Source organism: Neisseria sp. HMSC067H09, assembly GCF_001814135.1.
Taxonomy (GTDB): domain Bacteria; phylum Pseudomonadota; class Gammaproteobacteria; order Burkholderiales; family Neisseriaceae; genus Neisseria.
Map to the genome: position 1 here is coordinate 1 of NZ_KV814870.1, position 13,353 is coordinate 13,353.

The 13,353-nt window shown below is 47.5% G+C and carries 15 protein-coding genes; 4 read left to right on the forward strand and 11 right to left on the reverse strand.

What is annotated here, in order from left to right; translation table 11 throughout:
* Positions 1-426 precede the first annotated feature (426 nt).
* Genes HMPREF2954_RS02530 through HMPREF2954_RS02545 form a run of 4 tightly spaced genes read right to left on the reverse strand, consistent with a single transcriptional unit; the run spans position 427 to position 4,101 of the window.
* Positions 427-2,175 carry a hypothetical protein gene (locus HMPREF2954_RS02530; protein ID WP_231574584.1) on the reverse strand — a complete coding sequence of 583 codons (1,749 nt, stop codon included), beginning with the start codon at positions 2,173-2,175 and terminating at the stop codon, positions 427-429.
* Between the two features lie 60 nt (positions 2,176-2,235).
* On the reverse strand, positions 2,236-3,216 hold the full coding sequence (gene lipA / locus HMPREF2954_RS02535) for a lipoyl synthase (RefSeq protein WP_045072230.1): 981 nt from the start codon (positions 3,214-3,216) through the stop codon (positions 2,236-2,238).
* The gene (gene lipB / locus HMPREF2954_RS02540; RefSeq protein WP_009311759.1) at positions 3,216-3,833 is read right to left on the reverse strand and encodes a lipoyl(octanoyl) transferase LipB; all 618 of its coding nucleotides are present in this window, start codon (positions 3,831-3,833) and stop codon (positions 3,216-3,218) included. The genes lipA and lipB overlap by 1 nt, the downstream gene beginning before the upstream one ends.
* A 1-nt stretch (position 3,834) precedes the next feature.
* Positions 3,835-4,101, reverse strand: coding sequence for an HP0495 family protein (locus HMPREF2954_RS02545; RefSeq protein ID WP_003756826.1), 267 nt, complete (start codon positions 4,099-4,101; stop codon positions 3,835-3,837).
* Between the two features lie 200 nt (positions 4,102-4,301).
* On the opposite strand from HMPREF2954_RS02545, the gene lon reads away from it, so the two are divergent.
* Together lon and HMPREF2954_RS02555 are read left to right on the forward strand one after the other, a co-directional pair.
* Entirely contained in the window at positions 4,302-6,764 is a 2,463-nt protein-coding gene (gene lon, locus HMPREF2954_RS02550) for an endopeptidase La (RefSeq protein WP_045072233.1), read from the forward strand.
* Positions 6,765-6,948: 184 nt separating this feature from the next.
* A complete protein-coding gene (locus HMPREF2954_RS02555) occupies positions 6,949-7,218 on the forward strand; it encodes an HU family DNA-binding protein (RefSeq protein ID WP_003677477.1) in 270 nt (89 codons plus the stop codon).
* 89 nt (positions 7,219-7,307) lie between these two features.
* On the opposite strand, the gene HMPREF2954_RS02560 is transcribed toward HMPREF2954_RS02555, so the two are convergent.
* From HMPREF2954_RS02560 to HMPREF2954_RS02580, 5 genes are all read right to left on the reverse strand, one after another.
* Positions 7,308-7,691 carry a VanZ family protein gene (locus tag HMPREF2954_RS02560; protein ID WP_045072234.1) on the reverse strand — a complete coding sequence of 128 codons (384 nt, stop codon included), beginning with the start codon at positions 7,689-7,691 and terminating at the stop codon, positions 7,308-7,310.
* Positions 7,688-7,894, reverse strand: a complete 207-nt coding sequence (locus HMPREF2954_RS02565) for a hypothetical protein (protein WP_045072235.1) — start codon at positions 7,892-7,894, stop codon at positions 7,688-7,690. Before HMPREF2954_RS02565 ends, HMPREF2954_RS02560 begins: the two co-directional genes overlap by 4 nt.
* A gap of 27 nt (positions 7,895-7,921) precedes the next feature.
* Complete coding sequence (pth, locus tag HMPREF2954_RS02570) at positions 7,922-8,500, reverse strand: aminoacyl-tRNA hydrolase (protein WP_045072236.1); 579 nt, start codon at positions 8,498-8,500, stop codon at positions 7,922-7,924.
* A gap of 66 nt (positions 8,501-8,566) precedes the next feature.
* Positions 8,567-8,842 (reverse strand): RnfH family protein, encoded by a 276-nt coding sequence (locus HMPREF2954_RS02575; RefSeq protein ID WP_045072238.1) that lies wholly within the window; start codon positions 8,840-8,842, stop codon positions 8,567-8,569.
* On the reverse strand, positions 8,835-9,266 hold the full coding sequence (locus tag HMPREF2954_RS02580) for a type II toxin-antitoxin system RatA family toxin (protein ID WP_003742453.1): 432 nt from the start codon (positions 9,264-9,266) through the stop codon (positions 8,835-8,837). The genes HMPREF2954_RS02575 and HMPREF2954_RS02580 overlap by 8 nt, the downstream gene beginning before the upstream one ends.
* Positions 9,267-9,493: 227 nt before the next feature.
* Here HMPREF2954_RS02580 and HMPREF2954_RS02585 point away from each other — a divergent pair, with 227 nt between their 5' ends.
* Positions 9,494-10,903: a tetratricopeptide repeat protein gene (locus HMPREF2954_RS02585; protein ID WP_045072239.1), complete on the forward strand. Its 1,410-nt coding sequence runs from the start codon at positions 9,494-9,496 to the stop codon at positions 10,901-10,903.
* A 317-nt stretch (positions 10,904-11,220) separates the two neighbouring features.
* On the opposite strand, the gene hpnC is transcribed toward HMPREF2954_RS02585, so the two are convergent.
* On the reverse strand, positions 11,221-12,036 hold the full coding sequence (gene hpnC, locus HMPREF2954_RS02590; RefSeq protein WP_045072240.1) for a squalene synthase HpnC: 816 nt from the start codon (positions 12,034-12,036) through the stop codon (positions 11,221-11,223).
* Positions 12,037-12,140: 104 nt separating this feature from the next.
* Complete coding sequence (locus HMPREF2954_RS02595; RefSeq protein WP_045072243.1) at positions 12,141-12,704, reverse strand: RBBP9/YdeN family alpha/beta hydrolase; 564 nt, start codon at positions 12,702-12,704, stop codon at positions 12,141-12,143.
* 204 nt (positions 12,705-12,908) lie between these two features.
* Between HMPREF2954_RS02595 and crcB the strand changes: the two genes are divergently transcribed.
* Entirely contained in the window at positions 12,909-13,271 is a 363-nt protein-coding gene (gene crcB / locus HMPREF2954_RS02605) for a fluoride efflux transporter CrcB (RefSeq protein ID WP_045072244.1), read from the forward strand.
* Positions 13,272-13,353: the final 82 nt, after the last annotated feature.

Sequence of the window (13,353 nt, forward strand, 5' to 3'; positions counted from 1 at the left end):
TACTGTCCTATTTTGATTTTAATTGACTATAAATGCAATGTATCTGCCCGCCAAATTCTGGCAACAGTGATTTAAGTGCTAACAGGTTATCGCCGTGGATCAAAATATTGTCGCTGCGGTTGTCTGGTGAACCGGCAGCCGCGTGAAAATCATATTGCTTGTTGAGAAAATGAAACGGCACATCCAGATGATGCAGTTTGACTTGAGCTTTTCCTTGCCAAGTTAATTCGGGTATTTTGTACCTCCCGTATCACTTGACAAAAAATCAGCACAATGAGTTGAATTCTTTAGATAATTATTTGATGTGAAGTATAATCGCGTGCGTGCGTACGTGGCATAAGTTGCATCCTAAAAATTAAGAAAATATTAATGTATCTAAATGACAGATGTACTAATAGATTTGGATTGTACCAACAGAAACACAAGTCAGGTGGAAGTTGCCAAGCAGGCTTTGTAAATAGATGAAGCATATTCTTCGATACTCGGCCAGCTATGCTTCATTGGCCTGATATGAAATCTCCCGTGTGGAGGAATATTTTTCCAAATTCCTTTTGACCGAGCAAGCAAATGCAGGATTTTTTTTATTTCTTCAGCCTTCATTGAACTTGCTCCATATATCATAGCAGCAGTTAAGGATTCTGATTCTCTTTGTTCAAACTCCACCAACCAAAATAGCATATTATCTATATTGAGTTCGGCAATTAAAACTCTTCTTGGAGTTTTGACTAGGTTGGTTGTTGTTGCAGAAGTATCTAAATAAGACCATTGACTGCTACGATTAGAAGTTAACGGCATATATAGGGTCGGCCATACTTTTGCTGTAACACCTTTATCTTGATAGTTCTCTGATAAATATCGGACAGCGGCCATCATATTTTCAAAGGTAGCAGGCAGAGCTTCGGAACGACTGTGAGAACGTAGCTTTTGAGCGATGCCTGTTTCTTTTCCAACATTAATAGAGATTGAAATGGGGGCAGTTTTGGATTGTCCTGATGTACCGTCGCCGGTTCCCAATGCTGTGGTCGATTCCGATGGCGGCAAAAACAGTAAGTCTGTTTTTCTATAATTACAAAACTCTTTTTCAGGCTTGATGAGTTCTTTATTCCAAAGATCTCCAAAACGTTCTTTTACATAGTCAATAACCATTCTTTTCATATTCTGCACAGGTTCTTCTATGCTATGCAGTTTTTTTGAAGTACCAGATTTTAATCCCTGGTTCCTTAGATAAGGACGTTTATTTGATTCCGGTAGATCAGTTTCTGGAGATGCTTGCCTGCCATCATTGTCTCTAATAACCACTAAATTAGAAAAAGGAAAGGGAGCAGTACAACGCAATAATTCTAAGATTAAGGTACGAACTTTTCCACCGCTCGTAAAACTTAGGCAGCGTGCAGCCCAATCTGTTTTTCCTTGAAACGGGAAATTAGTTTCCGGCATCGGCTGATGATACTTCCCCACTGATTGTTTGACTAACGAACGATGAATTTGGAAAAATCCCTGCTGTGCATTTTTGTCCCTTAAAATCCTACCCAAAACCCATCCCTCATTATCGTAAAGCCATTGTCGTAAATGGATTATGAGAATCTTGGTTTTTGAATCAAAACCGCATCGTTCACCGATGATTTGATCGAAATTAGTTTCATATGACCCCAAAAAAGCAATCTTGGCCAAATTGGTTGAAATGGCGTAATAAAAACGAATAACTTCAGCAACGGGAATAATGATTGAATAGGGATCTCCATCAGATTCAATAGCCAAACATCTTGCAGATAATCCATTTTTGAAACCGCCAATATCAAAGGCAGCTTTATTGATGATATAACCGGTTTGATCTTTATGCGCTGCTTCAATCAAACGTACAGAATCTTCAGCTATGTTAACGTTTGGTAGATTACTAGGCACGATAACTTGGTAATCCAATAACTTACCGTTTTTCCAAAGAGAACCGATAGTAAGTACCGGCAGTTGTCCAACACCAATAGTGCAGCATATTCGCTCTTTATTTAACCAGCCAAAATCAGCAATAGACGTTTTGTCTGTTACTGATACAGGTCTGAGATAAACGTCGATGGTCGGTTCCGTAGGTACGTTATCGTTTTTTCGTACTGCTCCGAACCAATCAATTCTCCAAACTCTTCCGTCGTTGGGAAATTCTTTAATCTGGATCACCGGCATCTTGTTATTCCATGTTAGCACCATTTAGCAATGTATAGCACCAAAGAGCGATGTTCAGTATCATTTATTGTTAGAATTCACACTTTCGCGTAATGCTTCGGCAGCCTGCTCGTCGGCATGGTAGCTTGAGCGGACCATGGCGCCGATGGCGGCGTTGGTGAAGCCCAGTTCGTATGCTTCTTTTTCAAAGATTTTGAACTGGTCGGGCGTGACGTAGCGCAAGACGGGCAGGTGTCCGTCTGAAGGCTGGAGGTACTGGCCGATGGTAATCATCTCGATATTGTGCGCCCGCATATCGCGCATGATTTCGCGCACGTCTTCGTCTGTCTCGCCCAAGCCGACCATGATGCCGGATTTGGTCGGGATGTGCGGCATCATTTCTTTGTAGCGGCGCAGCAGGTCGAGGGAGTGTTGATAGTTGGCACCCGGACGGGCTTTTTTGTACAGGCTCGGATGGGTTTCCAAGTTGTGGTTCATCACGTCGGGCGGGGTTTCGGCAAGGATTTTCAGCGCGATGTCCAAGCGGCCGCGGAAGTCGGGAACGAGGATTTCGATTTTGGTGTTCGGACTGGTTTCGCGGATGGCTTTGATGCAGTCGGCGAAATGCTGCGCGCCGCCGTCGCGCAGGTCGTCGCGGTCAACAGAAGTGATGACGACGTAACGCAGGTTCATGGCTTTGACGGATTCTGCGAGATTTTTCGGTTCGTCAGGGTCGAGCATATTTGGACGACCGTGTCCTACGTCGCAGAACGGGCAGCGTCGGGTACAAATATCGCCCATAATCATGAAGGTCGCTGTGCCTTTGCTGAAACATTCGCCGATGTTCGGGCAGGAGGCTTCTTCGCAAACGGTGTGCATTTTTTGTTCGCGCAAAATGTCTTTGATTTCAAAGAATTTGCGTGAAGGCAGCTTAGCGCGTATCCATTCGGGCTTTTTCAGTTTTTCCTGAAGGGGGACGACTTTGATGGGGATGCGGGCGGTTTTGTCCGCGCCTTTGAGTTTGACGCCGCGCTTGGGATCGTCAACTTTGATTTCGCTCATTAATTGTTCGCTTTCGGTGTGAGTTGTGTCTCGAGGTGTGCGGTCAGTTTTTGTGCAACCTCGTCCAAGGTGGGGCAGGGTTGGACAAAATCCGCGATTTGGGTCATTTCCATGCCGGCATAGCCGCAGGGATTGATGTGGGTAAACGGGCTTAAGTCCATGTTTACGTTTAATGCCAGACCGTGATAAACGGAACCGTCTTTGATGCGCAAACCGAGTGAGGCGATTTTGCGCTCACCAACATAAACGCCGGGGCGTTTCGGGTCTGCCGCCGCTTCGATTCCGTATTCCGCCAACGTGGCGATGATGCTGTTTTCAAGCGCGGAAACGATGTTGCGGACGCTGGTTTTGCGGCGTTTGAAGTTGATCATGGTGTAGATGACCAACTGACCGGGACCGTGATAAGTGATTTGCCCGCCCCGGTCGATTTGGACGACGGGTATGTCGTCGCGGATCAGGAGGTGTTCCGGTTTGCCTGCCAGCCCTTGTGTGAAGACGGGCGGGTGCTCGACCACCCATAATTCGTCTTCGGTATGTTCGTCGCGGGCTGCGTTGAACGCTTTCATGGCTTCGAAAGTCGGTTGGTACTCGACCATGCCTTTCTGCACGATTTTCATATCAGTACACCACTTTCACCATTTCGTGATCGGTCAGGGCGCGGTAGATTTTGTCCAGTTGCTCTTTGCTTTCGACGTTTACTTTGACGGTTGCGCCGGTATAGTTGCCCTTGCTGCTTTGACGGGTGGTGATGTGGTGGGGTTCGGTATCGGGCGCGTGCTGGCGGACGGTTTCCAAGATATTTTTTTCAAATTCGGGATGCGCGTTGCCCATGACTTTGATAGGGAATTGGCAGGGGAATTCGATGAGTGAGGTTTGGTCGGTCATGGCTGACTCCTGATGTGCTGTATGCCGAGAGGTCGTCTGAAAAGTTTCCAGCCTTTCAGACGACCTCGAACGGCGTGTATTTTATCGCAAAAAGTTGCCGATAAAAATAGAAGCGTACATCGGCTTTTTCAAGTCTTGAAATACGCTTTTCCATCCCAATTTAAGCCACATTCCGAATTTATTACCAAGTAGAGAACAATATGCCGACAAAAGAAAAACATTTTGAGGAATACAGCGCACTGGCAACCCTGCCTTTACGCGATGTCGTCGTTTATCCGCATATGGTGCTGCCGCTGTTTGTAGGCCGCCCGAAATCCATTGCGGCATTGGAAGCGGCAATGGCGAATGACGATCCGGTGTTTTTGCTGGCGCAAATCGACCCGAACACCGAAGATCCGACAGCGTCCGATTTGCACCGTACGGGTACGGTCGCGCAGGTTTTGCAGGTGTTGAAGCTGCCTGACGGCACGGTGAAAGTGTTGGTTGAAGGTATCCGGCGCGGCAGAGTGTTGACCATTGAAGAGAGTGGCGGACTGTTCCTGTCACATGTCGAAGCTGTCGATGAGTATGCGGATGCGGACAATCCCGATATTGAAGCCATTCGCCGCACGCTGCTTACCCAGTTTGACCAATACGCCAAGTTGAATAAAAAAATCCCTGCCGAAATCATCAATACCATCAACGGTATCGATGATAACAGCCGTTTGGTGGACACGATTGCGGCGCATTTGCAGTTGAAACTGGAGCAGCGCCAACAGATTTTGGAAACCTTCGGCATTATTGGCCGTATGGAGTTTCTGCTTGCCCAGTTGGAATCCGAACTGGACATCATGCAGGTCGAAAAACGCATCCGCGGCCGTGTCAAACGCCAGATGGAAAAATCCCAGCGCGAGTATTATCTGAACGAGCAAGTGAAAGCGATTCAGAAAGAATTGGGCGAAGAAGACGAACGCGGCGAACTGGATGCGTTGGAAGCAAAAATCAAAGAAGCGGGCATGACCAAAGAAGCCGAAGAGAAATGTCTGTCCGAACTGAAAAAGCTCAAAATGATGCCGCCTATGTCTGCGGAATCCACCGTGGTACGCAACTACATCGATACTTTGCTTGAGCTGCCGTGGAAGAAAAAATCCCGTGTCAGCAAAGACATTGCCAAAGCCGATTTGGTATTGAACGCCGACCACTATGGCTTGGAAAAAGTCAAAGAACGGATTTTGGAATACCTTGCCGTCCAAAAACGTATGGACAAGCTCAAAGGTCCGATTCTGTGTTTGGTCGGTCCTCCGGGGGTGGGTAAAACCTCTTTGGGCGAATCCATTGCCAAAGCAACAGGCCGCCAATACGTCCGCATGGCTTTGGGTGGCGTGCGCGACGAAAGCGAAATCCGCGGCCACCGCCGTACCTATATCGGCTCTATGCCCGGCAAAATCCTGCAAAACATGGCTAAGGCAGGCGTGAAGAATCCGCTGTTCCTGCTTGACGAAATCGACAAATTGGGCAGCGACTTCCGAGGCGATCCTGCCAGCGCATTGCTTGAGGTGCTCGATCCTGAGCAAAACAACAAGTTTGCCGATCATTATGCGGAAGTGGATTACGACTTGAGCGATGTGATGTTTATCGCTACATCTAATAGCCTGAATATTCCGACCCCGCTGCTCGACCGCATGGAAATCATCCGTTTGTCCGGCTATACCGAAGACGAGAAAATTAATATCGCCATGCAGTATCTCGTGCCGAAGCAAATGAAACGCAACGGCGTGAAAGAAGGCGAATTGGTGGTTGAAGAAAGTGCGGTACGCGATATCATCCGTTATTACACCCGCGAAGCCGGCGTACGTTCGCTTGATCGCGAGATTGCCAAAATCTGCCGCAAGGTGGTGATGCAGATTACCTTGAACGAAGATAAGAAGAGGTCGTCTGAAACCAAAAAAACCAGCAAAGCCAAGCCTAAGGCGGTTAAAGTCAATGAGAAAAACCTGCATGACTACTTGGGCGTGCGCCGCTTCGATTACGGCGTTGCCGAAAGTGAAAACCGCATCGGACAGGTTACCGGTTTGGCGTGGACGGAAGTCGGCGGCGAATTGCTGACTGTCGAAGCCGTGGCGTTGCCGGGCAAGGGCGTGATCCAGTGTACCGGCCAGTTGGGCGACGTGATGAAGGAATCTGTGTCCGCGGCATGGTCTGTTGTCCGTTCCCGTGCAGAATCAGTGGGTTTGGCTCCTGATTTTTACGAGAAAAAAGACATCCATGTTCACGTTCCAGAAGGCGCAACGCCGAAAGACGGTCCGAGCGCAGGTATCGCCATGACCTTGGCGATGGTGTCTGCCTTTACCAAAATTCCGGTGCGCGCCGATGTGGCGATGACGGGCGAAATCACCCTGCGCGGCGAAGTCTTGCCAATCGGCGGTTTGAAGGAAAAACTGTTGGCTGCTTTGCGCGGCGGCATCAAACACGTCCTGATTCCGAAAGACAACGTCAAAGACTTGGAAGAAATCCCTGAAAACGTGAAAACCAGCCTGACCATCCATCCGGTCAAATGGATAGACGAAGTCCTCGCTTTGGGCTTGGAAAGCCAGCCGACACCTTGGGTTGCGCCTTTAAGTACCGAAGAGGCGCAGGTTGAAGCCGCCAAGCCTAAGTCAAGGGCGAAAGCGACCAAACACTGATTTTGTAAAAAATGTGTTGCAAAAGATGCGGGTTTGCCTTGAAAGCCTGTAAAATAGGGCAATTCCGCATTTTTTGCTTGACACGGTATTTTCAGAATTGCTATAAAGCGCAAAGGTACTCAAAAGTACGAAGCCCCGAGTATTCGGGCATTTCATTATTTTCAACGATAGGAAGGGACTGATTGTGAATAAGTCTGAATTGATCGAAGCAATTGCTCAAGAAGCCGGCATTTCTAAAGCTGCCGCCCAAAAAGCTCTGGATGCCACTACCAATGCTGTAACCAACGCTCTGAAAAAAGGCGACACCGTAACTCTGGTCGGTTTCGGTACTTTCTACGTTGGCGAACGCGCAGAACGTCAAGGCCGCAACCCTAAAACCGGCGAACCTCTGACCATCGCTGCTGCTAAAACTCCTAAATTCCGTGCCGGTAAAGCATTGAAAGATGCCCTGTAATTTTCCCTTGTAAAAAACCGATTCCATATGGGGAATCGGTTTTTTATTTTATAGACTGCCTAAGAAGTTTTCAGTATTCGAATATGGCATCAGATAGGCTTTTGATTCTGTAATTTTGCAGTCTCTACCTTTTTGGCAAACCATAAGGCAGCCATTGTGCCAAGCATATCCGCTATTCCGTCTCCAAGTGAGCCTTCCCTTGTCGTTGTAAACGTTGCTTGAGCCCATTCGCTAAAGAAGGCAAACAATAAGGCGAATATCAATAGTTTTTTATAAGGCACGTGTTTTTGCTCGGCTAAAAAGATTTTGGCTATTAACCATGTTTGTGCAAAGAACGTAATGAAATGGGCAACCTTGTCGAAATTGGGAAAGGGAGGGGGCGCATTGCCGGACTCTTTGAAAAGTAATGCGTAAATACTTGCTGCAAACCAAGCTGCTGCTAACAAGGTAAACTTATTCAAAGGCAGTTTCATTGTGTTTCCTCATCCAGCCATTTTTGGCAGATGGCGGACAAACGGATAAATTTATCCCCCCGTTTGTCCAGTTCATCACGCAATAGTTTGACTTCTTCAATGGTCGGTGCTTCGTCCAAGCTGCATTCGTATAAGAAAAAGTCCAGTGTTTCTTCTACCGTTCCGACAGATTCTGTTTGAATTAATTCTAGAAGCTCATTCATTGTTTGCTCCCAAAGGTCGTCTGAAATTTATTTGCTGTGTAAAAAACGTACGGCTTCTTCCCATTCTCCGGCTAACAGCATGGGAACGGCTTTTAATGATTTATTGATGGCTTCATCAATTTGCTGCCTGTGTTCCGGGCTGGGTTTATTCAGGACATAGCCGACAACCAGATTTCGGTCTCCCGGATGATCGATACCCAAGCGCAGGCGGTAAAAATCAGGCGTTCCCAAGCGTGCCTGAATGTCTTTTAAGCCGTTATGACCGCCGTTTCCCCCACCCAATTTAAATTTTATCCTGCCGCACGGTATATCCAGTTCGTCATGGACGACCAGGATTTCTTCAGGCTTGATTTTGTAGAATTGCGCCAGCGCGGCTACTGCCTGACCGGAGCGGTTCATAAATGTTGAAGGTTTTAAAAGCCATAAGTCTGAGCCGGATATGCTGATGCGGGCTACTGAGCCGAAGAATTTTTTTTCTTCTTTTAAAGTAGCTTTATATTGCCATGCCAATTCGTCGATAAACCAGAATCCGGCATTGTGGCGCGTTTGTTCGTATTCCGAACCGGGATTTCCCAGTCCTACAATCATTTTGATTTTATTTGACATTGTGTTTCCTCAAAGAGAGGTCGTCTGAAAACAGCAAACGGTTTTCAGACGACCTTTTCAAGCATTTTATTTGGTTTTACCGACCCGTTTGCGTCTTGCTTCTTTCGGGTCAATCAGTAAAGGGCGGTATATCTCGATACGGTCTTGGTCGCGCAACAAAACGTCGTCTTTGACTCTTTTTCCAAAAATACCCAAAGGGGCCACATTCAAATCCAATTCAGGAAAATCTTTATCCAAGCCGCTTTGAAGCACAGCCGTCCTTGCGGTTGCTCCTTGCTCAATACGGATTGAGCGCAATATCTGTTTTTCAGCCGTTCCGTAAACAATTTCGATTTCAAGCATAGCGTCTGTCTGCCTCTTTGACGAATGCATCGACCAGCGTACCGGAGAGGTGGTTGAATACGGGGGAAATGACGGTAGAAAGCAGCATATTGGAAAAATCATATTCCAAACGAAATTCGATTTTACACATATCACCGCCCAAATCGATAAACTTCCATGTACCGCGCAAGGTTTTGAAAGGGCCTTCCAGCAAGTCCATACGGATTTCCGAGCCGGGAATATTGTGGTTGTGTGTCGCAAAAGATTGACGCACACCCATATAGTCCATGAACAGCCGTGCTTTGAGTTCCTTATCTTTGCGCTCTATGACTTCGGTTTTACTGTACCATGGGAGAAAGTTTGGATAGTCCTCAACTTTATCGACCAAGTCGAACATCTGTTTTGCGCTGTGCAGCACCAATACGTTTTTTTCAACCTTTTTCATGGTTAAAACGGCCTGAAAGAAAAATCGTATTATAAACGAGTTTACCGTCTTTTTCAGACGACACTTTACCGTATTATATATTTGAGAATAAAAGAATTATTATAATAGAATAAACAAGGGGGCAAAATTCTGATAAACTTGCGCGACTTGGCCGCCGGTTGGTTTGTATAGCATAAAACAAGAAAAATTAATTATCCGGCGCATTTTAGATAAATCGGATTATAAAAATGAATACCGCTGACACATTTTACAGGGAAGCAATTTCACATTTGGCTAGGACACCTCCTGATTTTGAAGCAGCCGTTCCTTTGTTGCGTCAGGCTGCGCAAGCCGGGCATGCGGAATCCGCATTTCAACTTGCAGGCTGTCTGTTGCAGGGCTTAGGGATTTCGGCGGATAGGCAGGCAGGTATCAGACTGATGCAGCAGGCGGCGGGAAGCGGGCATCCTTATGCTCGATACAATCTGCTCCAGATTCAAGAATCACAAGGCATGCCTTTCAATACATTGATGGCAGCTTACAAGGAGCTGGCTGAAGAAGGTATTATCCATGCCCAGCTTAAACTGATGCGGAGTTTGCATGACGGTGGGCGGCATGAAGAGGCGTTGCAATGGGCGTACATGGCTGCCGCTCAGCATCATCCGCAGGCATTATACTTTTTAGCGCAACACTATCAATATGCCTCGCCTCCCGATTTTGCTCAGGCACATTTGTTTTACCGACAAGCTGCGGAGCAAGATTTTCCTGCAGCACATTGGCAGCTGGGATTGCAATATAAATTGGGACAGGGAACCGAACCGAACAAGCAGCTTGCCGTCGTTCATCTGCGCCATGCAGCTGATAGCGGGATTGCTGCCGCACAAACCATGTTGGCGGATTTACTGCTGGAAACTGATCCGACAGAGGCCATACACCGTTTGAAGGCTGCGGCAAGAGGAGGCAGCAGCGACGCACAGGTAAGATTGGCAGAAATTTACCTCTTGGGAAAATGGGTGGAACGCAATACCGGCAAGGCTCATGCGTATGCGGAAAAAGCGGCTGCACAGCAGCATTCCGAAGCCTTAAGGATTTTGGGCGATATTTACCGTTATGGTTTGGGCGTGGTTCCCAATCCTATGAAGGCACGGCGCTATTACCGTCAGGCAGCGGATAAAGGAAATATGCAGGCACATCAGAAACTACTTGCCGATATTGCCTTGGGCAATAAGTCTGAGGAGTATGCTGAAGCAAAAGAAAAAGCTTTGAAGAAGCAGGAAGCAGAGCAACTTTATCAGCAGGCGTTTGCCGCGCATTATGGTTTGAACCGCCATCCCGATCATTCGGAAGCGTTGAGGCTGTATGAACGTTCGGCTTTATTGGGTCATGGGAAGGCGCAGACCAATTTGGGCATGATGTATTACAACGGACACGGTACGGCACAGAATTATGCCAAGGCGGCAGAATGGTTCGAAAAAGCGGCACTAAACCATGATGCAATGGCGCAATACAATCTTGCCTGCCTTTATTTTAACGGAACGGGCATAGCGCATGATGCAGATGAAGCGTGTAAATGGTTGGAAGCCGCTATCCGCAACGGACACGATCAGCCTGATGTATTGAAGCAGCTTTTGGCGCAATGGCGGCAGGCAGTGGCTTAAGTCGAATGTCGGCGTTTCAATAGATCATATATTAAACGTTGTCTGAAAACTGTCAGGCTTTCAAACAACGTTTGATTTATGTATATCCCAAGTAAATGAGTTTATGGCGGGTTTAACAAGTAGGACGTTGCCTTGCCAAGTTCAAAGAGAATAATTTTTACGATTTGAAATTATTGATTAGGTTGGCGATGTATTCTCACTACAAACGAGGATAAGGTAACTATTTTTCAAGATACATTTGATGAGAGGGCTGTGATGAGGTCGTCTGAAAACAGCCTTGAAGCTGAGTTTTCAGGCGACCTTTTGCGCCGGCCGGTTTATTTCTTCAAGAATGCCCGTTTCAAAATAATCAGCCAATCTTTTTTATCCAAAATAGGGCGTTGTGTAAACATATCGTATTTGCAGCCGTCCAGTTTCTGCAAAATCAGTTGTCCGCCGACAATAATCATCCGCAATTCAAATCCCAAACGGCCTTTCAGCGTTTTACCCAAGGGCGAACCGCCTTTGAGCATTTGGAACGCGCGGTTGCATTCATACGCCATCAGTCTTTGGAACGCAAAATCTGCTTTACCTTCGGCGATTTGCGCTTCGCTGACGTTAAATTTTTGCAAGTCGTCCTGCGGGATATAAACACGGCCTTTCTGCCAATCGACGGCAACGTCCTGCCAAAAGTTGATGAGTTGCAACGCGGTACAGATGCCGTCGCTTTGGGCAATGCTGACTTCGTCGGTTTGTCCGTACAGATGCAGCATAATGCGCCCGACTGGATTGGCGGAACGGCGGCAGTAGTCAATCAGGTCGCCAAAATCCTGATAACGGGTTTTGACAACATCCTGACTGAATGCGGACAAAAGATCGTAAAACGGCTGCAGCGGCAGCTTGAAAGGCGCGATGGCTTCATGCTGCAAACGTTGCATTAGCGGAGTCAACGGCGTTTCGCCGCGCTGTATGCGGTCAAGTTCGGATTTGAGTTCGTCCAAAGCGCGCAAGCGTTCATCGGCTTCGGCATTGCCTTCATCAGCGAGGTCATCCGCAGTGCGCGCAAAAGCGTAAACGGCATGGGTAGGCTTGCGCAGACGGCGGGGCATGACTAGCGAGCCGACGGGGAAATTTTCGTAATGGTTGACGGACATGATGGATTCGGGATTCAGGTATTGCAGGTGATAGAATGTCGATTCGTTTTTTTGCGGGCAGATGCCCTGTAATGTGAAATTTGAAGTGCTTGACGGCTGATATTCTAGCCCGTAAGCATCGGTTTCAATACTTCCCAAGCTTGCGGCAGTTCTGTGAAGCCGTCGGATGCCATCAGGTGTCCGCCTTTGGCGATGTGGGTAACGGGGCTTTTGAGTTTTTCCGCCATACTCAAGGTCAATTCGGGCGGAACGTGGGTGTCGTTGTCGGAGACAATGCAGTGTTTAGGCATTTGGATTTTGCGCAGGATGTCGAATTCGGGCGCGGCCCCTTTGATGTAGGCATCAAGGACGGGCAGAGGGGGCAGTGGGTCAGCGAATCCTGCCGCCAGTACTAAGCCGCCGATTTTTTCGGGCTGCTGACGGCTGAGGAAGTGCAGAAGGGTGATGCAGCCTAGGCTGTGTCCGACTAAGAAGGTGCTTTCGTCGGGTTTGCCGATGTGTTGGTCGAGGGCGAACTGCCAAGAAGAAACGGTCGGCCGTTCGGGATTGGGCATCGCCAGCGAGTCGGCTTGGAAGCCTGCGGCGCGGACTTGTGCCGAGAGCCAGTCAAACCAGTTGCCGTGCGGATTGCCTTCAAAACCGTGTACGATAAAGACGCGTCGGGGCATGTCGATTACTCCTTTTCAGACGACCTACAATTTACTTATTATAACACTCATCGTTTATTTCAGTTTTATCGTTACCTTTGGTAAAAGTAATTTGAACTTTGGTTGCAATCTAAGCAAGTATGTCTGTAAAAGCTTGAAGAAATCGGTATTTTTATTTTCAGACAACCTTGCGTACGGTAATTTCAGTTTGTTTTTAATTTGATTATGAACTTCTTAAATATTTTTCCGGTCACCCTAGGGGCGGTTGTCGGCGCGGTGTTGCGTTGGATACTTGGTCTACTGCTTCCCGTTGCGCCGCTTTTGGGCTGGGGGACGCTGGCTGCAAACTGGATAGGGGCTTTGCTTATCGGATTTTGTGCCGAATGGGTTGCAGATCCTCAATGGCGTTTGCTGTTGATTACCGGTTTCTTAGGCAGTCTGACCACATTGTCCTCTTTTTCCCTTGAGACGGTGGCTATGATACAGGATGGGCGGTGGATGGCTGCTGCATTATCCGTATTCCTCCATATCGGCGGTTCGTTTATGTTGACGGCAGCGGGCATTTGGTTGGCCCATTGTTTGAAATGAGGCAAAACTATTTAAGGTTGTGCTAGCGTTGATTTACTGCTTGCCGTAAAAAGGTCCTTGGATTCGGATTTCAAGTGCAACA